A 23,705-nucleotide genomic window follows, 5' to 3' on the forward strand; every position below is an offset into this window, starting at 1 on the left:
CTTGCGAAAAACTCGACTGCCGCATCCTTGAGTTCGATGGTGAAGAAGACCATGTTCACCTGCTCGTGGAATATCCGCCGAGGCTGTCGATCAGTGTGCTGGTCAACAATTTGAAATCCACGTCGTCCCGACGGGTGCGGTTCTTGAATGCCCATATTCCGCGCCTCAGCAAGAGCGCCGTGCTGTGGTCGAGATCGTATTTCGCTTGTAGCGCAGGCGGAGCCACTATCGAGACGCTCAAGGCTTATGTGCAGGGACAGAAGACACCAGAATAGGGCCGCTTGTGCGGCCCCCGCTTACCTCCCCGCCCGAGTGGGCGAGGGTTCACGCGGGTTTTTGCTGACGTTTTCCACAAGTAGGCGCCCTCCTCCTCTTATCTACGCCCCTTAACAGGCTCGCGAGGAGGGTTTGAGTCACCCTGCATACCGTCATGTTATGAGCAACAATGACAACAAAGGTGATCTTATGTTTGCGAAATACTCCGTTGCCCTGGCTACCAGCGCGACACTGAGCATAGGGCTTTCCGCGCAACCTGCTAGCGCCGACACGTTCGTACACTTATTTGAGTGGCAGTGGGAGGATGTTGCCCAGGAGTGCGAAAATTGGCTAGGCCCAAAAGGATTTAAAGCCGTACAGGTCTCGCCCCCACAAGAGCACATTCAGGGTGATGCTTGGTGGACTCGCTACCAACCGGTCAGCTATCAGCTGGAAAGCCGCAGCGGCTCCAGCGAAGCATTTGCTGATATGGTGCAGCGCTGTAACGCAGCGGGGGTCGATGTTTATGCGGATGCGGTGATTAACCATGTTGCCCACGGCAAGGGCCAGGGCATTGCAGGCTCCTCTTATGACAGTGAAGCACTGAGCTATCCCCATTATCAACGCGACGACTTCCACGAACCCTGCGGCATCGAACAGAGCGACTATACGCAAAATGCCGAAAGCGTTCGACAATGTCAGCTAGTTGGCTTGCCCGATCTGAACACGAGCGACCCCACCGTGCAGAGCCATATTGCGGATTACTTGGATACCTTGGCAGCACTGGGTGTGAGAGGTATTCGGGTCGATGCAGCCAAGCATATGGCCCCCAGCGATATTGCGGCTATTCTGGCGCAGGTAGATGCGCCGCTTTATGCCTTTCAGGAAGTGATTGACCTAGGGGGCGAAGCGATCAGTGCCACGGAGTATCAAGGCACGGCGGATATCACCGAGTTTCGCTACGGCGCGTCTCTTGGTGATATTTTCAACAATCAAGCCCTTGCCAACCTTCAGCAGTTTGGCGAATCGCCTGCCCTGCTGCCGAGCGAACAAGCCGTCGTGTTTACCGACAACCACGATAACCAGCGTGGCCACGGTGCGGGCGGCAGCAATATTTTGACGCATCGAGATGACGCGCTTTATCGCTTAGCCAACGTGTTCATGCTGGCATGGCCGTATGGATACCCGAAAGTCATGTCGAGCTACGCTTTTTCTAATAGCGACCAAGGCCCACCGCAAGCCCCCGTCTATCAGCAGGGCGAGGCCCAATGTGGGGAAACCTGGGTATGCGAACACCGCTGGCCCGAGATTGCCAATATGGTCGCGTTTCGCCAACAAGCCGACGGCGCAGAGGTCACCCACTGGTGGGATAATGGCCATCATCAAATCGCCTTCAGCCGCGAAGCCCAGGGCTTTATTGCGATTAACCGGGAGCAGCAAGCGCTCACCCACACTTTTCAAACCGATATGGCAGATGGCCGCTATCAAAACGTGACGGCTGAAGAGCAATGTATCACGGTGGAGAATGGTCAGCTCACGCTGAATATCCCCGCCATGTCTGCGGCGGCTCTGCACGTCGGTGCTCCTTGCCCAGCCTCATAACTTAGTCATATAGCGGGCTCTGCCAGCAGAGCCCTTCAAGGAGACGCTATGGCCCGACTGGCAAACCTGACCATGCAGTTAAATCACCTTAGCAACAGAGGTAGTTGCGGCTGCCCGCACTTGGCTAAACGCCGCGCTAGCCGTTTAGCCAAGTGCGGGCAAACTCATCGGCGGGCAGCGGTCTTCCAAACCAGTAGCCCTGGGCCTGATTGCAGCCCATCTCAGCCAGCAGCGCCGCTTGCTCGGCACTTTCAACCCCTTCGGCGAGGGTTTTCATTTCTAATGTGTTCGCCATGGCAATAATCGTTTGCACAATCGCCCGGTCGTGATGGTTATCGAGCATATCGCGCACGAAGGAGATATCGATTTTCAGCGCGTCGGCGGCAAAGCGGCGCAGATACGAGAGCGATGAGTAGCCGGTGCCAAAATCATCGATAAACAGTGCGTACCCAGCTTTGCGCATGGCATGAGTAATGATGATGGCTTGATCCGGGTCGCGCATAAAATCGCTTTCCGTCAGTTCCAAGCCAATCGTACTGGGTGAAACGCTGGAGGTAAGCGTCGCAATATGCGCCGTCAGCCGGGGGTCGGCAAACTGCTGCGCGGAGATATTAATCGAAAGCCGTCCCGGCAGCGGCGTGCCCGCCGACTGCCAAGCGCTAAGCTGGCGAGCAGACTCTTCCAGCACCCAGTCGCCGAGTAAACGAATCAGCCCGCGCTCCTCCGCTAGGGGAATAAACTCACCGGGGCTAACCCAGCCCCATTCGGGGTCGTGCCAGCGGCATAGCGCTTCTGCCCCGGTCAGCGTTTGGGTATGTAGATCTACCTGAGGCTGAAAGTAGAGCTCAAGCCGCCCTTCTAAAATTGCCCGATGCAGCCGCTCGGTCATCCATTGGCGGCGCTCCAGCGTATGGCGCATGGTCTGGGTGTAGGGGGAGATATTCGTATCACGCTTTTTGGCGTGATGCAGTGCGATGCTAGCCGCGTTGAACAGTTCGCTGACTTTAGCTACATCGCTCGGATAACGCGCGAAGCCAATGCTGACATCCAGGTTAAACACGCGGCGATCCAGACGAATAGGCCGATTCACCAACGCACATAGCTGCTTCACCACCTCATCAAGGCTGGCACGTTCAGTATGGGGGAAAAGGAGCGCGAACTCATCGCCAGAAAGCCGCGCACAGTGCACGCCCGGCAACTCTAAATGGCGTAGCCTTCCTGCCACAGTGGCCAGCAGCTGATCGCCAATTTGATGGCCGTACAGGTCATTAATTTCTTTAAAACGACGCAAATCGAGCAGCAGTAATGCCAGTGGCGACTGCTGCTTTTGGGCCTGCTGGCCCATCTCACGCAGGTGTTCCATAAACTGCACCCGGTTTGGCAAACCGGTAGTGCTGTCGGTATAGGCCAGCTGGTGCATATGGCGGTGATCGCGGCGTCGCTCTAGCTCCGCCGCAGCACCGTTGGAGAGAATTTGTAGCACCGATGTCGCAAAGGCATTTGTCGTGAGGGGCGCTTGATAAAACACCATCATCACTCCGATGGCTTCGCCTTTTGCGTTATCTAAGCGTCGACCAATCCATGCCTGCGCACTCAGCGTCGCTCCCGGCAGCGTAAACCGCTGGCCGTGATGCACGACGCTCTCTTGCTCTAACACCACCCGTTCGACGGGGGTGTCACGCAAAAGAAAGGTGTGATTTTTACGGATTTGGCCGTCGACCACTAAGCTTACGGTATGGCCTGTGGTCGCAGGTAATAGGCTATTGGGGTGAGTGTGCTCGCTCTGTTGAGACGGCACAGGTTGGTCTAAGAGGACAATAAAGCCCGCATCGGCTTCTAACAGCGTGGTGAGCGTAGAAATAAGCTGCTGAAAGTAGTCATCCCCTACCCGCGAGGTGACGGTTGAGGCAACTTGCACCACCGCCTGCTGCCCCCGTTGTGCCTCTTGCTGGTCGGTCACGTCGGTAATAAAGCCTTCCAGGCAGAGCACCTCCCCTGACTCCTTAAAAATGGCCTGCCCTTGCTCCCACATCCAGCGTTCGCTGCCATCTCGGTGGCGAATCCGATAAATCACACGGTAGGGGCGTCGCTGGCAAATGGCCTCCTGTATGTCCAGAAATATCCGTTCCTGATCATCTTTATGGACTAAGCTGGCAAAGCTGGTCACACGGTTCGCTTCCAGCTCATCAGGCCGATAGCCAGTCAGCGCTTCAGCGCCCTTGCTCACTAGCTGCATGGTCCAGTCTTGATTATTCAGGCAGCGGTAAGCCATCCCCGGTAGGTGATTGAGCAAGGTGTTCAGCCGGCGCTCGCTCTCTTTGGCAGCGGCCTCGCTTTTGCGTAGCGCATTTTCCGCTTGGCGACGCCCTAATTCAGCGCCAGCTTGGGCGGCCGCAATACGCAGAATTTCATTTTCCAATCCATCAAACTGTATTGGCTGATTGTGGAGCACTGCCAGCAGACCAATGGCGGTGCCATCTGGGGCGAATAGCGGCAACCCCATATAGCTATCGGCACCAAGCTGGCTTAGGAGATCGTCTTCTGGAAAGCGGGATTGCACATCGCAGGCGTACAGACAGGGCTCATGGCCCACCACGGTTTCGCAGGGCGTGCCCGCAAGAGGGTAGGTAATATTGGCCTGCAGGGCACCGCTTGACCAAACGGCCAAGGTTTCGGCTATATTAGCTTCAGTGACCACGGCGACCAGTGCGTGGTCGACATTGAGTAGACGAGCCAGCTGTTCCACCAGCGTAGCAAAGAAGTTGGGATGGCCACTGCGCCCAAAACCTTCCGCTAGCTGACGAAAAACCTCTGCTTCTTCTTTGCTTGTGTGCATCGTCGCACTCGCTTATGTCGTTGTAGAGCAGCTAAGCTTTGCCACTGTTTTAACAAAGCACAGCGACGTTTGCACCATAAACAGCTATCTTATGGAAGAACACTGGGGCCATAAACGATATCGGCCACCCCTAACATTATGTTAGAAACATCTATCGATATTATGTTGACTGCCCGCTTCGCTGCATGGCATTTGAGGAGACACTATGACGGGGCCTAATGCCGTCAGCGAAACACTCTACACCTCGCTGACTGACCAGCTGCCCAGCTTTCTTAGCAGCGCGCTGCTTCAGTGTAACCAGCTGCCTACTCTACCGGCGGTCGCCCTGAACATCTTGGATATCTCTCAGGGCGCTGAGGCTACCTTGAGCGACTATGCCAGTGCCATCGAACATGACCCCGCGTTAACAGCACGGATCATGAGCGTAGCCAATAGCGTCCACTACCTGCGCGCGGCTCAGCCCCCACACACGTGTTTTGATGCCACACAGCGCATAGGGCTAGATGTCACCCTGGCTACCGTATTGAGCTTTTGCCTGTTTGAAAACGATCATGGCGCACGCGGTCGCTTACCGTTTTGGCAGCGATCTATCACGGCGGCCGTCGCCGCCAGCTATCTCGCACAGCAGCTTTGTCCTCACCAATCAGGCAGCGTATTCACTACGGCGCTGCTGCAAGATATTGGTATTTTAGCGTTACAAACCGCTTACCCCGGCGACGCAGAGCTACTCTACGGCATCGAGAATACCTCTCATCAACACATCATGCAGGTGGAAAAGCGCTATTTTGGCTGCCACCACGCCCTTGTGGGCGCTTGGTTGCTGGCGAAATGGGGTGCCCATGACAGCTTGATTCACGCCATTCAACACAGTCACGATGGCCTGGATACGGAAGATAACGCGGCACTTTGCCTACGCATCTCCGGCGCCATCGCGGATGCTTGGTTATCGGCGAACCCTGCCGATGCTTTAGCCGGCGTGATGCGCCAGCTCAACGCGTTAACCCCATCAAGCGAGTGGGCCATGTCGGGGCTGTTGGCCCATTTACAGCAAACGCTTCCACCGCTGATGGAGACACTCGGGCTGGGCATGCCGGTCACCGTTGATAGCATCGCCCTGCTAAAAGAGGCCCAGCAGCGGCTTTTTGAACACACCTTATCGTTGAGCGCACGCTTAGATGCTCAGCAAAAAGCGCGGGAAACGCTGCTCAACGATTATGCCGAGCTGCAACAGCGCAGCCGACTCGACCCGCTAACCCAATTAGCGAATCGCGCTTGGCTAGAGGAGCAGTTACGGGAACGCTTCCGCCTTTGCCTCACAACCGAACGAACCATGTCGGTGGTGTTTATCGACCTGGATCATTTTAAGGTGCTGAACGACCGATATGGTCATCAGGCGGGTGATCAGGTGCTGGCTCACTTCGGCAGGATGCTCGCCTCGTTAATTCGCGTGGGCGATCTTGCAGGCCGCTATGGTGGAGAAGAGTTTCTGGTGATTCTTCCCGATGAAGATGCCGAGGGTGCTCGGCGCTTTGCTGAGCGTATTACCCGGCGGCTGCAGGAGCGGCCCATGGCCCGAGTAGACCAAGAGCCGCTTTACGTGTCCGTATCGATTGGCGTGGCCTGCCTCACCGACGGCGGGTTTGGAGATGAACGGGAGCTTATCGACGCCGCCGATCAAAGCATGTACTTCATCAAGCGCTCTGGCCGGGGCGGTGTATCGGTTTATGGCCACTAACCCCGCCGCTTGTCGGCGGGGCGGTGGAGTAAAGGTTTAGCTCGTCATTGCGTAGGGAAGATAGAGCGCAATGCTGGGGAAGATATGCATAAGCGCAATAGCCAGCATCATCAGCAGGAAGAAGGGCAGCGTGGCCTTGGTAATGGTCAGAATATCTTTGCCGGTTAACCCCTGAATCACAAACAGGTTAAATCCAACCGGCGGTGTGATTTGCGACATCTCCACCACAATCACCAAGTAGATACCGAACCAAATCAGGTCAAAGCCTGCCGCGCTGACCACCGGCATGATAATCGCCGTCACCAGTAGGATGAGCGAAATACCATCCAGAAAGCAGCCCATGATGAGTAGCAGCAACGTGAGCGCAATCAGCAGCATGGTGGGCGACAGCCCCATTTCACCAATGGCCTGAGCCAGCTTCATGGGTACCTGGGTAAAGCCCATGGCTGAGGTTAAAAACGACGCCCCGGCAATAATAAAGGCGATCATGCAGGCCGTGCGTACCGCAGCAAACAGCGAATCGGTAAAAATCGCCCGATTAAAGTGGCCGTTGAACCGAGCAATGATCATCGACAGCACCACGCCAACCGCTGCCGCTTCCGTTGGAGAAGCCAGCCCGCCGTAAATCGACACGATAATCCCACCGATCAGCAGCAAAATAGGCACTAACGCCCAGGTATTGCGCAGCTTTTCAGCAAAGCTCATATCGGATTCATCAGCGCCGGTCAGGCCGTCACGGTTGCCTTTCAGTAGCGCCCAGAGCACCAAATAGGCCATGAACAGCGCCAAGATCATCAAGCCTGGGCCAATGCCCGCCATAAACAGCCGCGAGATGGATTGCTCCGTAACCACCCCGTAGACGATCAGCACGATTGAGGGTGGAATCAACAGCCCCAGCGTAGACGCACTGGCCAAAGTGCCAATGGCCATATTGCTGTCGTAGCCCCGGCGCTCCAGTTCCGGCAGGGTCATTTTGCCCACCGTGGCACAGGTAGCCGCCGACGAGCCACACACCGCCGCGAACATGCCACTGCCAATGATATTGGTATGCAGCAAGCGGCCCGGCAGACGGTTCAACCAGGGTGAAAGTCCACGGAACATATTGTCCGCCAGCCCCGAGCGAAACAGAATCTCGCCCATCCAGATAAACATCGGCAGCGCGGTTAAATCCCAGCCGTAGCTTGCGCCCCAAAAATCGGAGGCCAGAATCGGGCCAGGGTCAAAAGGGCTGAAAAACTGCAGCGCAATCCACGCTGTGCCTATCAAGGCAAAGGCAATCCACACCCCGCTGCCCAGCAGCAGCACCAGGGTAAAAATAGTCGCTAAACTTAGTAGTAGCACGAGGGTATCTCCCGAGTAGCCGCTTAATGCGCTTCGTTATCGTCGATGGAAGTGGCTTCGCGGAAGCTTGACGGGTCGCGTATGGCAATGCGCCCGGCCATCCACAGCGCTTCTAACAGCGCCAGGGCCAGCAGCCCTACCCCAACGGCCAGCACCACCTGGGGGATCCACAGGGGAATCGACAAAAAGCCCGACGAAACATCGTTGTACTCTAGGCTTTCCCTCGCCAAACCAATCAGGCCGTAGGCCAGTAGTACGCTGATAACCAGCGCAATAATCAGCCCAAACACCTCAAACCACACGCGCACCGCAGAAGGCAGGCGTGAAATCAGTAAGGTCACGCGGATATGGGCATGATGAACAAAGGTGTAGGCCAACCCAAGAAAGGTGGCGCCTACCAATAAATAGGAGGCCATTTCCGAGACGCCGGTAATGCTGACACCGAGCCGCTCCTGGCCGACCAATACCAATAGCGCATCCACTAAACGGAAAGTGACCTGAAGCGCGATCAGCGCACAAATCGCCACCATGCACGCTGCTGCGCCCCAGGCACCGAGGCGGTAGAGTTTGTCGAATTTAAACGTCATGTTCGCAGTCTCACAGAGCGCGTGGAGAAAGGGGCAGCACACAGGCTGCCCCCGAGGATTAACACAGCACCGGAAGGTTAGTTGCTACGCTGGGCACGATACGTTTCCAGCGCTTGCTTGGCTTCGTCATCCGCACGGGACTGCCAATCGGCAAATAGCTCATCACCTGCGGCTTGCAGCGCGGCGGCAACGTCAGCATTAGGCTCGGACACGCTGATGCCGTTCTCTTTCAGAGCTGCCAGGCTTTCATCGTTGTTGTCACGGCTCATCTGCCAGCCACGCTCTTCGGCACGCGCCGCTGCTTCCATCAGCGCTTCTTGAGTGGCTTCATCTAAGCGGTCAAAGCTGCGCTGGCTGATAAACACGATATTCTTCGGCAGCCACAGGTTGGCGTCGGTGTAGTCGGTGACGTAGTCCCACGCGGCCATGGAGTTACCGGTGGAGCTTGAAGTAATCATGGCATCTACTCGGCCAGTGCTGAAGGCAGTGGGGATATCCGACTCTTCGGTTTCGGTCGGGCTGCCGCCCAGGTTATCAACGAAGCGCTGGGTATTGATGTTTGGTGCTCGTACGCGCAGCCCATCAAACTGGGCTGGGTCAGTCAGCGGCTCGGCGGTATAAATGCCCTGAGCAGGCCATGCGACGGCGTAGAGCGGAATCAGCCCCTCATAGGCGAATAGCTCAGTAATCATCGGCTTAGTGGCTTCCCACAGCGCATAGGCATCATCGTAGCTACCGGCCACACCGGGCAGCGTATCGACTTCAAAAATCGGGTCGTCGTTGGAGAGAATCGACAGGAACACCTCACCGGCATCGATCGTTCCGCGACGCACAGAGGGTTTGATCTCGCCGTGAGAGACCAGCGCCCCACCGCTGTGTACGGTAATGGTGAGTTCGCCGTCAGTGGCTTCTGCCACATCTTCAGCAAATTGCTTGGTGTTCTGGGTGTGGAAGCTGGCGTCCCCATAAGGGGTGGCCATGGTCCACTCTGCGGCATGGGCCGTGGATGCCGCCGCAAGGCTGCATGCAGTGGCAAGAAGCAGTGGGGTCGCAATGCGAGTACGCATAGAAAAAATCCTCTTATTCATATTGATGGAGGTGTTGCCTTAGGGGTGGAGGAAGGGACGCTAGGTGTTACCCAGCATCCGGTAAAACACGTGTTAGTAATCTCGGTATGCTTTTCAGCGGCATACTCTAGCGCGCACTCCTGCGCCAAGCGGCCAACGCCACGGCAGAAACGAGGATGATTTGCGCTGCGCCAAATAACATCATAGTGCATGGCTGGTAGTGGCGCGGGAAGCGCCAAACGGAACAGCTCGCCCCGCCGCCACTCATCCAGCACAGTGGCTACTGGTAGCGCGCCGATACCCAGCCCTTCCGTGGTTAAACGCACAATCGTCATCAGCGTGCTCACACTATGAATACGCGGCTGTTGAACACCTTGGTCGGCTAAATAACTTACTAACTCTTCATACGGACGCGCCAGCTTGCCAAAGGAGATAAACGGCAGCGTTGAATGCCAAGCATCGGGGCGTTTGCTTAACATCTGGGCGTGTCGAGGTGAAACAAACATCCCCATTTCATAGGGGCTGAGCGTCTCATGGTCAATTTGCTCTGAAGGCAGGTAGCCGTTCATGGCCAGCAGAATATCCAGCTCATTGCTATTCAGCCGCTCGTTCAGCGCCGGGGAGTAATCCACGGTGAGCTCAATAATCAACCGCGGGTAGCGCTCGGTGAGCCGCTGCATAAACGTGGGGAACCAACTGTGGGCAATGGTTTCAATCGTTCCCAGGCGCAGCGGGGCGGAAAAGTCTTCTTCACTATCGAAAAGTTTAAGGGCTTCATCGCGCTGGGCCAGCATACGTTCGGCATGCAGGAAGAACTCCCTACCACGCATAGTAGGCTGAATAGGCCGCGCCGAGCGCTCAAGCAGTAGCTCGCCCACCGTGCTCTCTAAACGCGAGATACGCTCAGATATCGACGGTTGCGTAATGTGTAAACGCACCGCCGCTTTACGAAAAGAGCCAAGTTTCACCGCCCAAACAAAGGCGTCGAGTTCCTTAAAATCCAGCATCGTGCTTAACCAGCCTGTAATGAAGCATTCACGGGAAGCACAGCGTCAAGCGCCTCCACCACGCCACACACCATGGTCTCCCATCGTGAGGCATTGATATGCAAATGTAAGTGAAACATGTCGTGTTGGGCACGGACATGCTGTCGCGGGGCTGGCAACCGCATGTGGTACTCCTCGAAATCACCCTTTCATTGCCATTTTTATTGGTGGCGCAACGGCGCTACATCAGGCGGATAAGGGCATCTCTTTTGTAATCTTTTTTTGAGTCGCTTTATTTAGTTGATAATCGTATAGCGCCCTAGCGTCAACTATTTTTCCACTAAATAACAGCATGATAGGAAGCACCGATACTTAATATCGCTAAAAACGATTGGCACTTGTGGCGCAGGCTCCATATATTATTTTTGCGCTAACAACACCATAAATAGGCTCATTAATACGTCATCACTATGAGCAAATAGACTGTCTCATTTGGCTAATGAATAGCGATATCAATTACTAACAACACACAACCCGGCAGGAGACGTTATGGCGATTCCGCTGCTTAACTGCGATATGGGCGAAAGTTTCGGTAACTGGTCGATTGGCTTGGACGCTGAGGTCATGCCCCACGTTGACTGTGCCAACATTGCCTGCGGCTACCACGCATCCGACCCCCATGTGATGCGCAAGACGGTGGCGCTTGCCGTCCAGCATGGCGTCAAGATCGGCGCGCACCCCGGCTACCCGGATTTAATGGGCTTTGGCCGCCGCTCCATGGCCTGCTCTCCTGCCGAAGTGGAAGACATGATGCTCTACCAGATCGGCGCGCTGGCAGGTATTTGCCAAGCGGAAGGCACCGCACTGAGCTACGTCAAACCCCACGGGGCGATGTACAACGACATGGCTGCCAATCTGGAATTGCTGGAAGGTGCCATGCGGGCCGTGAAGGCATTCGATGCCCGCCTGCCGCTCATGGTGATGGCCACCGCCAACCCAGAGCCGCATCGTCAATTAGCGGAAAAAATGGGCGTGACGCTGTGGTTTGAAACCTTCGCTGACCGCGCTTATGAGGCCACTGGGCATCTCGCGTCTCGCCGCCTGCCGGGGGCTGTGCATCACGACCAAGCCACTATCGTCGCCCAAGCCGTTGCCCTGGCCAAAGGCGAAGCGCTGACCGCCCGGGATGGCAGCGCCTTACAGCTCCCCTGCGACACGCTCTGCGTGCATGGCGATAACCCCGAATCCGTGGCCGCCGTGCGCGCCATTCGTGAGGCCTTTACGGCGCTGGAGTCCGCGTGAAACTGCGCTTAGAAACAGCAGCAATGGACGCCCTGACGGTGCGCCTGTTCGATGCCATTGATGAAAGCAATATGGCGTGGATCATGGCCGCTGACGAGGCGCTGCGGCGCGCCTTTGATCACGCGCTGATTGATCTCATCCCGTCATACACCACCCTGCTGGTGCATTACGACTGCCAGAAGCTCACTTTTGCCCAGGCCACGACGCTGGTGCGTAGCGCACTGCGCAATCTCACGCCCGCCGATGCCCAACAGGGCCAGCTCCACGAAATCCCCGTGTGGTACGACGAGCGCGTTGGCCCGGAACTGCCCATCGTTGCCCAACGCGCCGGGCTCAGCGTCGAGGCGCTGATTGAGCGCCACTGCAGCCACGACTATTGCGTGTTTGCACTGGGCTTTGCCCCTGGCTACGGCTTTATGGGCCTGGTAGATGAGGCCATTGCCACGCCGCGTTTAAAAACGCCCCGCCGCCGCGTGGCGGCCGGAAGCGTGGGCATTGCCGACCGGCAAACCGCCATTTACCCCCTGCTTTCGCCGGGCGGCTGGAACATTCTTGGCAGAACGGCCGTGCCGCTTTTCGAGCACGCCAAACGTGGCGAGCCGCTGCTGCGCCCGGGCGATAAAGTGCGCTTTAAGGCGATATCCCAATCAGAATTTGAAGCGGCTGGGGGCGATACCACCCCGCTGGAGGAGCGGTCATGAGCCAACCCATGTTGACCGTCAAGCAAGCCGGACCGCTGGCGCTGATTCAAGATGCGGGCCGCTTCGGCGTCGGCCACTTAGGCGTGACTCAGGGCGGTGCCGCCGACTGGATCGCCTTCCGCTGGGCCAACTGGCTACTGGGCAACCCGCTGGAGAGCGCTGCGCTGGAAATCGTCATGGGCGGCAACCTAACGCTGGTGGCCAATAGCGACGTGCGCCTTGCCCTCACCGGAGCCGACCTTGCCGCCACGCTGGATGGCCAGCCGCTGACGCCCAACGACAGCTTTATGATGCAAGCGGGCCAAACGCTGGTCTTTCGCCAGCCGAAAAAGGGCCTGCGCGCGTACCTCGCCTTTCCTGGCGGGCTTGATGCGCCCGAGGTGCTAGGCAGCCAAGCCTGCACGGCAAGAGAGCAAATCGGTGGCCTGCACGAAGATGGCAAACCGCTTAAAACCGGCGACCAACTCACCTGGAAAGGCAGCAGCGCCACGCCGCGACAGTTGCCTCAAGGCACCCAACTTCCCCTGCCCGACTCAGAAGAAACCGTGCTGGACATGGTGCTGGGCTCCCAGGCCGCGCACTTTGCCGGGCGCAGCCTGTTCGATGCATTCAACCAGCCCTGGACCGTGGACCAACGCGCCGACCGCATGGGCATTCGACTGACCGGCAAAGCGCTGAACAGCCGCCTTGGCGGTATCGTCTCCGAGGGCATCCCGTTAGGGGCCGTGCAGATTCCTCCCGATGGCCAACCGATCATCCTGATGAACGACCGCCAAACCATTGGCGGCTACCCGCGCCTGGGTGCTTTGACGCCCATGGCCTGCGCCCGCCTCGCCCAGTGCTTGCCGGGCACCAAGGTGCGTTTGCAGCCGATCAGTGCGACGCAGGCGCAGGCGGCCTACAGAGCGCAGTTATTGAAGTGGCAGTAAGGCTAAAAAGCCCCTCATCAGGGGCTTTTATCGCTAGGGTGCCTAATGAGCCGCTTGCTTGGTCGCCGGGTCATTGGCAGTGCGACGCTGCTGTGTACCCAACTCTTCCGCGATGGCGGCAAAGAAAGCATCGGTAGAGTCTTGATGAGGCTTGGTCACAAGACTAACGCCAACAAACAGCACACTCGCGACCACAATGCCCCATACACCGGCAGGCAGGCCCAGCAACGAGTTACCGGTGGCATACATCAGCAGCACAAAGGCGCTGGTACCCACCACGCTGGTCAGTGCACCGGCAGCCGTGCCGCGCTTCCAATAGAAAGCACCGATCAGCGCAGGCACCATAGCCACCAAGCCCGATGAGGCGGCCACCGACAGCACCGCAATCAGGTCAAGCTGCAGCTCTGCGAAGGCCAGCGCCATCAGTGCAATCACCGGCACTACACACTTACCCACCAGCAGTTGTCGCTTTTCACTAACGCTGGGTTTGAGGTTGGCATAGACGTCGCGGGAGACCATGGACGCCAGCGTCAGCATGATTGAATCGATCGTGGAAACGGCGGCGGCCATAATGCCGATCATCACTATCACGCCTAATACGGGCGGCACAAACTCTGAGGCCAGTAGCGTGGGCGTGGCTAAATCGGCGCGCTCTAGGCTAGGGAAAGCAGCCAAAGCCGAGAACCCCCAAAGCACCGAAACGAGGGTGTAAATAAAACCGAACACCAAAAAGCCAATCAGCATGTGGCGCATCGAGCGCAGCGACGAGGGCATGAAAAGACGCTGGCTGACCTGCGGATTTGAAAGGCTAAAGAAGAACCAGGGAATGGTGAGCCCCAAGAAGGTGACAAAGCTGAATAGTCCTGGGCCAGGTACCGTCAGGGACTGCGGGTGCTCCGTTGCCAGCGTATCGAAGAGCGCACCAAAACCGCCCAGATTTTGAATCACCAGAAAGGCTACCAGGGTAGAGGCCACAATCATCATGATGGCCTGGAGCGAGTCGGTCCACATGACCGAACGAATCCCCGCGATATAGGAGAAGAAAATGGCGATCACCGTGGCTAGCACGACCCCGGTGGTAAAGGTAATGGCGCCATCAGTAATACCCTGCAACAGGTAGCCGACACCAGCGAGCTGAACGGCGGAATAAGGGATCAGGAAGATACAGCTGGCAATCGACACGGCCATGGCCACCTGCTTGCTATGGTAGCGGTGGCTCAGCATCTCGCTGGGCGTCACGTAGCCAAACTTTTTGCCAACTGCCCAGAATTTAGGGCCGAACACCGCCACCAGCGAGACACCGGCAAAATAGATGATTTCAAAACCGAAGGCGCCCACGCCGCCCGCATAGGTCAGGCCAGCCAGGCCCACCATCATAAAGGCGCTATACGTCGTGGCACTGTAGCTCAGCGCCGAGACAAACCCGTTCATTTGGCGGTTACCCAAAAAGTAGCCGGACATGCTTTCTGAACCGCCTTTCGCCGGGCGTTGGCGCGACAGAATAGCAATGCCTATGGCCACTAATAAGTAGATAGCAATGGACCACCAAATGAGCGACTCAGTCATCGCTATGTTCCTTAAAGTCTGTCGTAATAAACACGTTCAGAGCGATGATGGCCACCCCGGCCACGGCCCAAAACAAAAAGCTGCCGTACCATCGCGACACATCGCTTAACAGCGTGTAAGGCACTAAATAGCTTAGCAAGACAACGGCCCATACTAGCCATATCCATTTACTGCGTTTCATCGTCGATCTCGTATTGTTACGTCGGTGGAAAAGCACGCGCTACTGTAGCAAAGCTGACGGACCAGCAGTGCCTAGGCACGCTTTCGCCAGCATACGGCTTAACTATGCTGCTTGCCGATGCAGAAATACAAAAAAGGCACCCAAAATAGGGTGCCTTAGATAGTGCGACTTGCGGTTGCTGACTTACGACGCGACGTCGAAACGGTCGGCGTTCATCACTTTGGTCCAGGCGGCGACGAAGTCTCTGACGAACTTCTCGCCGTTATCGTCCTGGGCGTACACTTCTGCGTAAGAGCGCAGTAGCGAGTTGGAACCAAATACCAGATCCACCCGCGAGGCGGTCCACTTCACGGCACCGGTCTTGCGGTCGCGGATTTCGTAGGCGTTGCTACCTACCGGCTTCCAGCTGTTCCCCATATCGGTCAGGTTCACAAAGAAGTCGTTGGTCAACTGGCCTTCACGATCGGTGAATACGCCGTGTTTGGTGCCACCATAGTTGGTGCCCAGTACGCGCATACCGCCCAGCAGCACGGTCATTTCCGGGCCGGTTAAGCCCATCAGCTGCGCACGATCCAGCAGCATCTCTTCCGGCTTCACCACATACTCTTTCTTCTGCCAGTTGCGGAAGCCATCGGCCAGCGGCTCCAGCGGTGCGAAGGAGTCTGCGTCGGTCATCTCGGCGGTCGCATCGCCACGGCCTTTCAGGAAGGGAACGCGCACATCGTAACCTGCTGCTTTCGCGGCTTTCTCGATGCCTACGCTACCGGCCAGAACGATCACGTCCGCGATGCTAGCGCCGGTGTCGGCAGAGATCTGCTCGTAGACGCTCAGCACTTTCGCCAGGCGCTCCGGCTCGTTGCCCTGCCACTCGTTCTGTGGGGCCAAGCGAATGCGGGCACCGTTAGCACCGCCGCGCATATCGGAACCGCGATAAGTACGGGCACTGTCCCAAGCGGTGGAGACCATCTCACTAATGCTCAGGCCACTTTGTGCAATTTTCTGCTTGACCACTTCTTCGCAGTAGTCGGTGTTACCTGCCGGAATCGGGTCTTGCCAAATCAGGTCTTCTGCCGGCACTTCCGGGCCGATGTAACGTGATTTCGGGCCCAGGTCACGGTGCGTCAGCTTGAACCACGCCTTCGCGAAAGTTTTCTTGAAGTACTCAGGATCGGCCATGAATTTTTCGCAGATAGCGCGATAGGTCGGATCTACCTTCATCGCCATATCCGCATCGGTCATGATCGGGTTGTGGCGAATAGAGGGGTCGCTGGCGTCAACCGGCTTGTCTTCCTCTTTGATGTCAATCGGTTCCCACTGGTGGGCACCGGCAGGACTCTTTCTCAGTTCCCACTCGTAGCCGAACAGCAGGTCGAAATAGCCCATATCGAATTTCGTGGGGTTGGTGGTCCACGCACCTTCGATACCCGAGGTCACGGCGTTGCTCGCCTTGCCCTGCATGTTGGGGTTGCCCCAACCTAAGCCCTGGTTTTCAACGTCAGAGGCTTCTGGCTCAGGGGCTAACGCAGAGGCATCGCCATTACCGTGACACTTACCGACGGTGTGGCCGCCAGCTGTGAGGGCTGCGGTCTCTTCGTCGTTCATCGCCATACGGGCGAAGGTTTCACGTACCTGCTGTGCGGTTCTCAGCGGATCAGGCTGGCCGTTAACACCTTCCGGGTTCACATAGATCAGACCCATCTGGACAGCCGCCAGCGGGTTTTCCATGGTCTCTGGCTTGTTCACGTCGCCGTAGCGTTCGTCAGAAGGTGCCAGCCACTCTTTTTCGTCACCCCAGTAGATATCTTTTTCGGGTTCCCAAATATCGACGCGGCCGAAAGAGAAGCCGTAAGCAGGTAAGCCCATGGACTCATAAGCCACGGTGCCAGCCAGAATCATCAGGTCTGCCCAGCTGATTTTGTTGCCGTACTTCTTCTTGATCGGCCACAGCAGACGGCGCGCTTTATCCAGGCTGACGTTGTCCGGCCAGGAGTTGAGCGGTGCAAAGCGCTGGCTTCCGGTACCACCGCCCCCACGGCCATCAGCAATACGGTAGGTGCCAGCGGAGTGCCAAGCCATACGGATCATCAAACCGCCGTAGTGCCCCCAGTCAGCGGGCCACCACTCTTGGCTATCGGTCATCAACGCGTGGACATCTTTCTTCAGCGCGTCGAAATCGAGCTTGCGTACTTCTTCACGGTAGTTGAAATCCGGATCCATCGGGTCTGATTTGCGATCTTGCTGATGCAAAATATCCAGGTTCAACCCTTCCGGCCACCAATCTTTGTTGGAAGTACCGGTCGAGGTGTTACCACCGTGCATGACAGGACATTTACCGCTCATAGCTCTCTCCCTTATTGCTCTATGCCTTGGCGATACCAAGGGAACAAATGCTCTGCATCTTTGCTGCAAGCTACTGTGTAGATCGTCAGCGGATGCGTTATTCATGTTTTACAGTTTTAAAGCACCTACTCAATAGTCACAATTTGCATTTAACCAACAAGCTGATAGCTATTAACAATCAAACGTGAAACGGGGCGCTGAGCGCCCCGTTCCTTGTCAGTCTACTGCTTTACTTGATTACTCCACCAGCGGTAGCAGGGCGTTTAAGCTATCGCGAGCATCGCCGTAGAACATTCGCGTGTTCTCCTTGAAGAATAGCGGGTTCTCAATGCCCGAGTAGCCAGTGCCCTGGCCACGCTTGCTGACGAACACCTGCTTCGCTTCCCATACTTTGAGCACCGGCATCCCCGCAATGGGGCTGTTGGGGTCCTCTTCGGCGGCAGGATTGACGATATCGTTGGAGCCGATAACGATGACCACGTCGGTACTGGCAAAGTCGTCGTTGATCTCGTCCATTTCCAGCACGATATCGTAAGGCACCTTAGCTTCCGCCAGCAGGACGTTCATATGGCCTGGCAAGCGCCCAGCCACGGGGTGAATCCCGAAGCGGACGGTTTTGCCAGCGGCGCGCAGCTTGCGGACTAAATCACTCACCGCCGTTTGCGCTTGGGCCACCGCCATGCCGTAACCCGGCACGATGATGATGCTGTCGGCGTCGTTCAGTGCGGTAGCGACGCCATTGGCGTCGATGGAGACCTGCTCGCCTTCGATTTCCGCGGCAGGCCCTTGAGACCCCCCAAAACCACCTAGAATCACGCTGACAAAGTTACGGTTCATCGCCTTACACATAATGTAAGAGAGAATTGCACCAGAGGAACCCACCAGCGCACCGGTCACAATAAGCAGGTCGTTGGAGAGCGTGAAACCAATCGCCGCCGCCGCCCAGCCGGAGTAGCTGTTCAGCATAGAGACCACCACTGGCATATCCGCCCCGCCGATGCCCATAATCAGGTGGTAGCCGATAAAGAACGCCAGCGCCGCAATCACTAGCAGCGTCCAGAAGCCTGCGCCGTTGAGGTACATAATCGCCAACAGCAGCGACAGCGCCGCCGCACCGGCATTCAACATATGGCCGCCGGGCAATTGCTTTGGCTTGCCATCCACTTTGCCAGCGAGCTTGCCGAAGGCAATCACCGAACCGGTGAATGTTACCGCGCCGATAAAGATGCCCAGCACCACCTCAACTTGCAGAAACATCAGCTCGTCGGGGGCCTTGGTGGCCACCAGTGCCGCAAAGGCGGAGAACTGGTCCAGCGATGCTTCAGCGGCACGGGCCGCCATCACCCGGCGACGCTCCAGGTCGGCACTCCAAGCCACGAAAACCGCTGCCAAGCCCACAAAGCTGTGCAGCGCGGCCACGAGCTGGGGCATTTCGGTCATTTCGACCTTACCGGCCACATAGGCCCCAATGGCAGCGCCAATCAGCATCATCGGAATCAGCCACCAGTAGCCGCCGATACCCGGGCCGAACGAGGTGAAAAACACCGCCAGCGCCATACCGACAATGCCGTACCACACGGCCCGCTTGGCTTTTTCCTGGTTACTCAACCCGCCCAGCGACAGAATAAACAGCACGCTTGCCGCAATCGCTGCGGCAGATACGAATCCTTGCTCTAACATATCGTCTCTCCGCCGCTTAGGATTTTTGGAACATGGCCAGCATCCGGCGTGTTACCAGGAAGCCACCCACGATATTGATTGATGCGATTAACACCGAAATAGCCGCCAGCACGCTAACCACCGCACTGCCCGAGCCAATCTGCAGGATCGCTCCCAAAATAATGATACCGGAAATGGCATTAGTGACCGCCATCAGCGGTGTATGCAGCGAGTGGCTCACTTTCCAAATCACCTGGAAGCCGATAAAGCAGGCCAGCACAAACACAATAAAGTGCTGCATAAACGAGGCAGGAGCGACTAACCCCAGTAGCAGCATCAGCGCGCCGCCCACTGCCAACATGGTCACTTGGCTCTTCGTTTGCGCTTTGAAGGTGGCAAGCTCAGCGGCTTTCTTCTCTTCTGGAGTCGGCGCTTTCTCTTTTTTCTTCGGCTTGGCCGCGCCAATGGCTTTCACCTTCGGCGGCGGCGGTGGGAAGGTGATCTCCCCTTGGTGAGTCACCGTGGCCCCACGAATCACGTCGTCTTCCATATTGTGATGGATCACGCCGTCTTTCTCAGGGGTAAGGTCGGTGAGCATATGGCGAATATTGGTGGCGTAGAGCAGTGAGGCCTGTGTCGCCATGCGCGAGGGGAAATCGGTATAGCCGATCACCACCACGCCGTTATCGCTTACCACCCGCTCATCGGGCTTGGTCAGGTCGCAGTTACCGCCCTTCTCGGCGGCCAAATCCACGATCACCGAACCGGGTTTCATGGCGGCGACCATGTCTTCCAGCCAGAGCTTGGGCGCGGGCTTGCCGGGAATCAGTGCCGTGGTAATCACGATATCCACGTCCGGCGCCTGCTCGCGGAAGCACGCCAGCTGCTTTTCGCGGAACTCAGGGCTTGAGGGGGCCGCGTAGCCACCGCTCTCGGAGCCGTCCTGGCTCTCGTCGAAATCAAGGAACAGGAACTCAGCGCCCATGGATTCGATCTGCTCAGAAACTTCAGGGCGCACGTCAAAGGCGCGCACTACCGCCCCTAAGCTGGTCGCCGTGCCAATCGCCGCCAAGCCCGCCACCCCAGCACCGATCACCAGTACTTTCGCAGGCGGCACCTTGCCCGCCGCCGTCACCTGACCGGTGAAGAAGCGGCCAAAGTTATTGCCCGCTTCAATCACCGCACGGTAGCCCGCAATGTTGGCCATGGACGACAGCGCATCCATCTTCTGCGCCCGGGAAATACGCGGCACCATGTCCATCGCGATGACGGTAGCGCCTTGGGCTTTGCACTTCTCCAGTAACGCTTCGTTTTGCGCAGGCCAGAAGAAGGCAATCAGCGTTTGACCTTCACGCAGCCGCTCGGCCTCTTCATCAGAAGGCTCGCGGACTTTAATGACCACCTCAGCGTCGCGCCAAAGCGCGTCGGCACTCTCCGCCACGGTCACGCCAGCGTCGCGATAAGTGTCGTCATTAAAACCCGCTGCCAGGCCGGCACCTGTTTCGATGAGGCATTCATGGCCAAGCTTCTGCAGGTGCTTCGCGCTCTCGGGGGTCAACGCGACTCGCGCTTCTCCCCGAGCAATCTCTTTCGGTGCGCCTATTTTCACACGCTTTCTCCCTTGTTGTGTCCGCGTTCAGCGCCCAATCCCTTGCAGCCGGGTGGTTGCCCCAACGTCTTTGGGCGCTGTCTACTCACTATTATCTACTCACTATTGCCTATTCACTATTGCGCGAAAAAATGCGCCAGATAGCAGTTTAGGATCTAATGCCGAGCCCGCCAGTGACCATTCAACCTTTGATTCAACTGTGTTGTTTATCTACAACACAACGACATACACGTCATTTTTCTACCGGCTAGCACTCTTTGCAAACGCGGTCAGCTCGTTATAGAGCCACACGTTTTCAGGGGCATTGGCGTAGAGGCTGTGCTGGATCAGCGTCATGGCCAACGCGGGAAGCTCTTCAGGCGGGGCGACCATGCGAACGGGGAGCATCGCGACAAAGCGCTCGGCCATTTGCCGAGGTAAGGTAATAATGGCATCGGTGAGCGCCACCACCCGCGCGGCGGCGATGTAGTTGAGGTTTTTCGAGATCACCCGGCGGCTCAATCCGTGCTGGGCGAGACAGCTCTCGATACGGCTGGGCAGCAGACCACTGATGTCGGCGAGCTCGACGTGGAGCTGGCGGGCAAATGCCTCCAGCGCCAGCGCGTCCCCCACGTGCGGGTTGTGCTGGGCCGCCAGACACACCAGCTCTTCGTGCATCCAGGGCGTTTGCAACACGCCGCTGGGTAGCGATGATTGGCTATCCAACCCCACCACCATATCCACTTGGCGCTGCTCTAACGCCTCACTAAGCACCTCCGGCGTAATCAGCTCAATGGAAAAACTGATGCCCGGCGCATAGCCCAACAGCTGGCTAAGAAATGCCGGGTACATGACCTCTTCAAAGTAGTCGGTAGTCGCCAGGGTAAAACGCCGGGTGCTGGTGGCTGGGGCAAAGATGGCAGGCGGCGCGAGGCCCTCCTGAAGCGCGGCTAAGGCTTGCTGCACCACTGGCAGCAGTGCGAGCGCTCTGGACGTTGGCTGCAAGCCCTGCTCCGTGCGCACCAATAGCGGGTCGTCTAACGCCTCGCGCAGGCGCTTGAGCGCATGGCTGAGGGCGGGCTGGCTTAAATGCAGTTTTTCGGCAGCGCGGGTGACATGGCGCTCGCGCATCAGCGTCTCGAACACCAGCAGTAAATTAAGATCAAAGTGGCGAAGCGAACGCATAGCACCTCACTATTCATGGTGTGAATGATTTAATTCTAAACATTCATTTCATTCATCTCGAAAAATTCCTTATCGTCGCGCTTCCTTGAGCATCCCCGCTCGCGCTTGCCACCCTTTTCTTACTGCTGCACACCATAGGAGTACACGCTAGGTGCCCCCATCTCAGATCATGCCCAGCCTGTTTGGTGACGTTATCACCACGTTTATGGGCGTGCCCAAAGCTACCGACCCTAACGCCACCGATGCTGAAGTCGTAGTTAGCGGCGTACCGTTTGACCTAGCGTGCTCTGGCCGTTCAGGCACCCGCATGGGGCCGAACGCCATTCGCCAAAGCACCGCCAACCTGATTTGGGAAGGCAAGCGCTGGCCGTGGGATTTTACTCTGGAAGAGCGCCTGCGGGTGTGCGATGCCGGCAACCTGGATTACGCCTACGGCGAGCCGGAAAGCCTGGTAGACAATCTGGAAACTCACGCTATGCGCTGGTTGAATGCAGGCAAAAAGATGCTGACGCTGGGCGGTGACCACTACATCAGCCTGCCGCTGCTACGCGCTCACGCCCGTGAACATGGCCCGCTGGCACTGATTCACTTTGATGCCCATACCGATACCTATGAGCAAGGCACACGCTTTGACCACGGCACCATTTTCCACCATGCCTTACAAGAAGGCTTGGTCGTGCCGGAGCATTCGCTGCAAATCGGCATTCGTACCAGCTATGACCGCAACAACCACCCTTACGAAGTGCTCGATGCCGACTGGGTGAACGACCATGGCCCTGCGGCGGTACTGGAGCGGATTCGTGCTCGGGTGGGCCATCACCCAGCCTACGTGACGCTGGATATCGACGGCCTGGACCCCGCCTTTGCGCCGGGCACCGGCACGCCGGTATGCGGCGGTATGTCCACCGATCTGATGCTGAAAGTAATGCGCGGCATGGTGGGTATGGAGCTGGTGGGTATGGACCTAGTGGAAGTCAACCCCGCCTACGACCACGGCGATATTACCTCGCTGGCCGCCGCGACGCTGGGGCTGGAGTTTTTGTATGTGCTGGCGGCGTCTAAGTCAGCCTAAGCGTAGGGTCACGTCGATGACCAGCAGCAGCGCGAGCGCCCCGACGGCGGGCCAGAGGCTTTTAGGACGACGCCAAACAGGGTGGGCGGAATCAACACAGTCAGCGCTGCCGCGCCGCTTGTCCACATACTGCCAATGACGATCAATCCCAACAGCCCTAAGACACTCGCGGCATAGTGCTGGCTGAGAAGACGGGAATCCTCACCTTTTCGCCCTGGGGGTGTCTCAATCCCTAGAGCACCATAGGCCGGACACCGCACCCTCAGACGCTTTTTTATAGACGGGAAATAACGAAACTTTTTTCTGGCTGGTTTCCACTGAGGCTTCCAGCAAAGCGCTGACTTTTCCGACCAGTACACGCGGGCGAGGTGGGGAGGCTAGGGGCAAGATTAGGGCAAGGGTGGAAGGGCTGAACTTTAAATCCCACCTCTACCCATCCTGAGGAAAAGGTGGGAATCCTCACCTTTTAATGAGGCCACCCCACGCGCACCCGGTCGAATTGACCGACTAGCCTAAACACGGGATTTGCACGCTTTTAATTGTGTCTCTGAGACACCTTTGCGGATGCGAATAAAATCGCACCGATTGCACCGAGACGGCCAAATCGACGTTCCCGGCGATGTCCGTTTATTGGGTAACGCTAAGTGCTTAATCTAATATTTTCGTGTATTATCGATGCAAGGATCTCGGGCACGGATGGAACCATGGCAAGAAGGCGCTTTATTGCTCCACTTTCTGACTCTGAACAGCAGACGCTGACCTCTGCTTATCAA

Annotated in this window: 19 protein-coding genes; 7 read left to right on the forward strand and 12 right to left on the reverse strand. The window is 57.2% G+C overall.

What is annotated here, in order from left to right; translation table 11 throughout:
• Positions 1-275, forward strand: a 275-nt coding sequence (gene tnpA, locus BMY49_RS13900) for an IS200/IS605 family transposase (RefSeq protein ID WP_089675487.1), incomplete at its 5' end; no start/stop codon positions are given.
• Between the two features lie 190 nt (positions 276-465).
• A complete protein-coding gene (locus BMY49_RS13905; protein WP_089675860.1) occupies positions 466-1,857 on the forward strand; it encodes an alpha-amylase in 1,392 nt (463 codons plus the stop codon).
• Positions 1,858-1,993: 136 nt separating this feature from the next.
• Here BMY49_RS13905 and BMY49_RS13910 read toward each other — a convergent pair whose 3' ends face one another.
• On the reverse strand, positions 1,994-4,693 hold the full coding sequence (locus tag BMY49_RS13910; protein WP_089675850.1) for a bifunctional diguanylate cyclase/phosphodiesterase: 2,700 nt from the start codon (positions 4,691-4,693) through the stop codon (positions 1,994-1,996).
• Between the two features lie 205 nt (positions 4,694-4,898).
• Here BMY49_RS13910 and BMY49_RS13915 point away from each other — a divergent pair, with 205 nt between their 5' ends.
• Entirely contained in the window at positions 4,899-6,428 is a 1,530-nt protein-coding gene (locus BMY49_RS13915; RefSeq protein WP_089675851.1) for a sensor domain-containing diguanylate cyclase, read from the forward strand.
• A 36-nt stretch (positions 6,429-6,464) separates the two neighbouring features.
• On the opposite strand, the gene BMY49_RS13920 is transcribed toward BMY49_RS13915, so the two are convergent.
• The 5 genes from BMY49_RS13920 to BMY49_RS17465 all read right to left on the reverse strand — a co-directional run bounded on the left by BMY49_RS13920 (position 6,465) and on the right by BMY49_RS17465 (position 10,594).
• Positions 6,465-7,769 (reverse strand): TRAP transporter large permease, encoded by a 1,305-nt coding sequence (locus BMY49_RS13920; RefSeq protein ID WP_054645047.1) that lies wholly within the window; start codon positions 7,767-7,769, stop codon positions 6,465-6,467.
• 23 nt (positions 7,770-7,792) lie between these two features.
• Positions 7,793-8,356, reverse strand: a complete 564-nt coding sequence (locus BMY49_RS13925) for a TRAP transporter small permease (protein ID WP_044629684.1) — start codon at positions 8,354-8,356, stop codon at positions 7,793-7,795.
• A 77-nt stretch (positions 8,357-8,433) separates the two neighbouring features.
• Positions 8,434-9,423, reverse strand: a complete 990-nt coding sequence (locus BMY49_RS13930) for a TRAP transporter substrate-binding protein (protein WP_089675852.1) — start codon at positions 9,421-9,423, stop codon at positions 8,434-8,436.
• Positions 9,424-9,440: 17 nt separating this feature from the next.
• A complete protein-coding gene (locus BMY49_RS13935) occupies positions 9,441-10,430 on the reverse strand; it encodes a LysR family transcriptional regulator (RefSeq protein ID WP_089675853.1) in 990 nt (329 codons plus the stop codon).
• A gap of 5 nt (positions 10,431-10,435) precedes the next feature.
• Positions 10,436-10,594 carry a hypothetical protein gene (locus BMY49_RS17465; RefSeq protein ID WP_167359380.1) on the reverse strand — a complete coding sequence of 53 codons (159 nt, stop codon included), beginning with the start codon at positions 10,592-10,594 and terminating at the stop codon, positions 10,436-10,438.
• 364 nt (positions 10,595-10,958) lie between these two features.
• Between BMY49_RS17465 and BMY49_RS13940 the strand changes: the two genes are divergently transcribed.
• From BMY49_RS13940 to BMY49_RS13950, 3 genes are read left to right on the forward strand one after another with little or no spacing between them, the layout of a single operon-like run.
• Positions 10,959-11,711, forward strand: a complete 753-nt coding sequence (locus BMY49_RS13940) for a 5-oxoprolinase subunit PxpA (protein ID WP_062374184.1) — start codon at positions 10,959-10,961, stop codon at positions 11,709-11,711.
• Complete coding sequence (gene pxpB, locus BMY49_RS13945; protein ID WP_089675854.1) at positions 11,708-12,412, forward strand: 5-oxoprolinase subunit PxpB; 705 nt, start codon at positions 11,708-11,710, stop codon at positions 12,410-12,412. Before BMY49_RS13940 ends, pxpB begins: the two co-directional genes overlap by 4 nt.
• Complete coding sequence (locus BMY49_RS13950; RefSeq protein ID WP_089675855.1) at positions 12,409-13,341, forward strand: 5-oxoprolinase subunit C family protein; 933 nt, start codon at positions 12,409-12,411, stop codon at positions 13,339-13,341. Before pxpB ends, BMY49_RS13950 begins: the two co-directional genes overlap by 4 nt.
• A 42-nt stretch (positions 13,342-13,383) precedes the next feature.
• On the opposite strand, the gene BMY49_RS13955 is transcribed toward BMY49_RS13950, so the two are convergent.
• The 6 genes from BMY49_RS13955 to BMY49_RS13980 all read right to left on the reverse strand — a co-directional run bounded on the left by BMY49_RS13955 (position 13,384) and on the right by BMY49_RS13980 (position 21,860).
• A complete protein-coding gene (locus BMY49_RS13955; RefSeq protein WP_062374194.1) occupies positions 13,384-14,907 on the reverse strand; it encodes a sodium:solute symporter family protein in 1,524 nt (507 codons plus the stop codon).
• The gene (locus BMY49_RS13960; RefSeq protein WP_054641039.1) at positions 14,900-15,088 is read right to left on the reverse strand and encodes a hypothetical protein; all 189 of its coding nucleotides are present in this window, start codon (positions 15,086-15,088) and stop codon (positions 14,900-14,902) included. The genes BMY49_RS13955 and BMY49_RS13960 overlap by 8 nt, the downstream gene beginning before the upstream one ends.
• Positions 15,089-15,271: 183 nt before the next feature.
• On the reverse strand, positions 15,272-17,428 hold the full coding sequence (gene katG, locus BMY49_RS13965; protein WP_058577447.1) for a catalase/peroxidase HPI: 2,157 nt from the start codon (positions 17,426-17,428) through the stop codon (positions 15,272-15,274).
• A gap of 237 nt (positions 17,429-17,665) precedes the next feature.
• Positions 17,666-19,108: an NAD(P)(+) transhydrogenase (Re/Si-specific) subunit beta gene (locus BMY49_RS13970; RefSeq protein WP_089675856.1), complete on the reverse strand. Its 1,443-nt coding sequence runs from the start codon at positions 19,106-19,108 to the stop codon at positions 17,666-17,668.
• Between the two features lie 16 nt (positions 19,109-19,124).
• A complete protein-coding gene (locus tag BMY49_RS13975; protein ID WP_089675857.1) occupies positions 19,125-20,696 on the reverse strand; it encodes a Re/Si-specific NAD(P)(+) transhydrogenase subunit alpha in 1,572 nt (523 codons plus the stop codon).
• Between the two features lie 240 nt (positions 20,697-20,936).
• Positions 20,937-21,860 carry a LysR family transcriptional regulator gene (locus tag BMY49_RS13980; protein ID WP_089675858.1) on the reverse strand — a complete coding sequence of 308 codons (924 nt, stop codon included), beginning with the start codon at positions 21,858-21,860 and terminating at the stop codon, positions 20,937-20,939.
• A 169-nt stretch (positions 21,861-22,029) separates the two neighbouring features.
• On the opposite strand from BMY49_RS13980, the gene speB reads away from it, so the two are divergent.
• The gene (speB, locus tag BMY49_RS13985; protein WP_089675859.1) at positions 22,030-22,932 is read left to right on the forward strand and encodes an agmatinase; all 903 of its coding nucleotides are present in this window, start codon (positions 22,030-22,032) and stop codon (positions 22,930-22,932) included.
• Positions 22,933-23,705 lie beyond the last annotated feature (773 nt).

This window comes from Vreelandella aquamarina (genome assembly GCF_900110265.1).
GTDB lineage: Bacteria > Pseudomonadota > Gammaproteobacteria > Pseudomonadales > Halomonadaceae > Vreelandella > Vreelandella aquamarina.

Coding starts and splice junctions, on each gene's coding strand:
- BMY49_RS13905 (WP_089675860.1), top strand. CDS start 466: ATGTTTGCGAAATACTCCGTTGCCCTGGCTACCAGCGCGACACTGAGC.
- BMY49_RS13910 (WP_089675850.1), bottom strand. CDS start 4,693: ATGCACACAAGCAAAGAAGAAGCAGAGGTTTTTCGTCAGCTAGCGGAA.
- BMY49_RS13915 (WP_089675851.1), top strand. CDS start 4,899: ATGACGGGGCCTAATGCCGTCAGCGAAACACTCTACACCTCGCTGACT.
- BMY49_RS13925 (WP_044629684.1), bottom strand. CDS start 8,356: ATGACGTTTAAATTCGACAAACTCTACCGCCTCGGTGCCTGGGGCGCA.
- BMY49_RS13930 (WP_089675852.1), bottom strand. CDS start 9,423: ATGCGTACTCGCATTGCGACCCCACTGCTTCTTGCCACTGCATGCAGC.
- BMY49_RS13935 (WP_089675853.1), bottom strand. CDS start 10,430: ATGCTGGATTTTAAGGAACTCGACGCCTTTGTTTGGGCGGTGAAACTT.
- BMY49_RS17465 (WP_167359380.1), bottom strand. CDS start 10,594: ATGCGGTTGCCAGCCCCGCGACAGCATGTCCGTGCCCAACACGACATG.
- BMY49_RS13940 (WP_062374184.1), top strand. CDS start 10,959: ATGGCGATTCCGCTGCTTAACTGCGATATGGGCGAAAGTTTCGGTAAC.
- BMY49_RS13950 (WP_089675855.1), top strand. CDS start 12,409: ATGAGCCAACCCATGTTGACCGTCAAGCAAGCCGGACCGCTGGCGCTG.
- BMY49_RS13955 (WP_062374194.1), bottom strand. CDS start 14,907: ATGACTGAGTCGCTCATTTGGTGGTCCATTGCTATCTACTTATTAGTG.
- BMY49_RS13960 (WP_054641039.1), bottom strand. CDS start 15,088: ATGAAACGCAGTAAATGGATATGGCTAGTATGGGCCGTTGTCTTGCTA.
- katG (WP_058577447.1), bottom strand. CDS start 17,428: ATGAGCGGTAAATGTCCTGTCATGCACGGTGGTAACACCTCGACCGGT.
- BMY49_RS13970 (WP_089675856.1), bottom strand. CDS start 19,108: ATGTTAGAGCAAGGATTCGTATCTGCCGCAGCGATTGCGGCAAGCGTG.
- BMY49_RS13980 (WP_089675858.1), bottom strand. CDS start 21,860: ATGCGTTCGCTTCGCCACTTTGATCTTAATTTACTGCTGGTGTTCGAG.
- speB (WP_089675859.1), top strand. CDS start 22,030: ATGCCCAGCCTGTTTGGTGACGTTATCACCACGTTTATGGGCGTGCCC.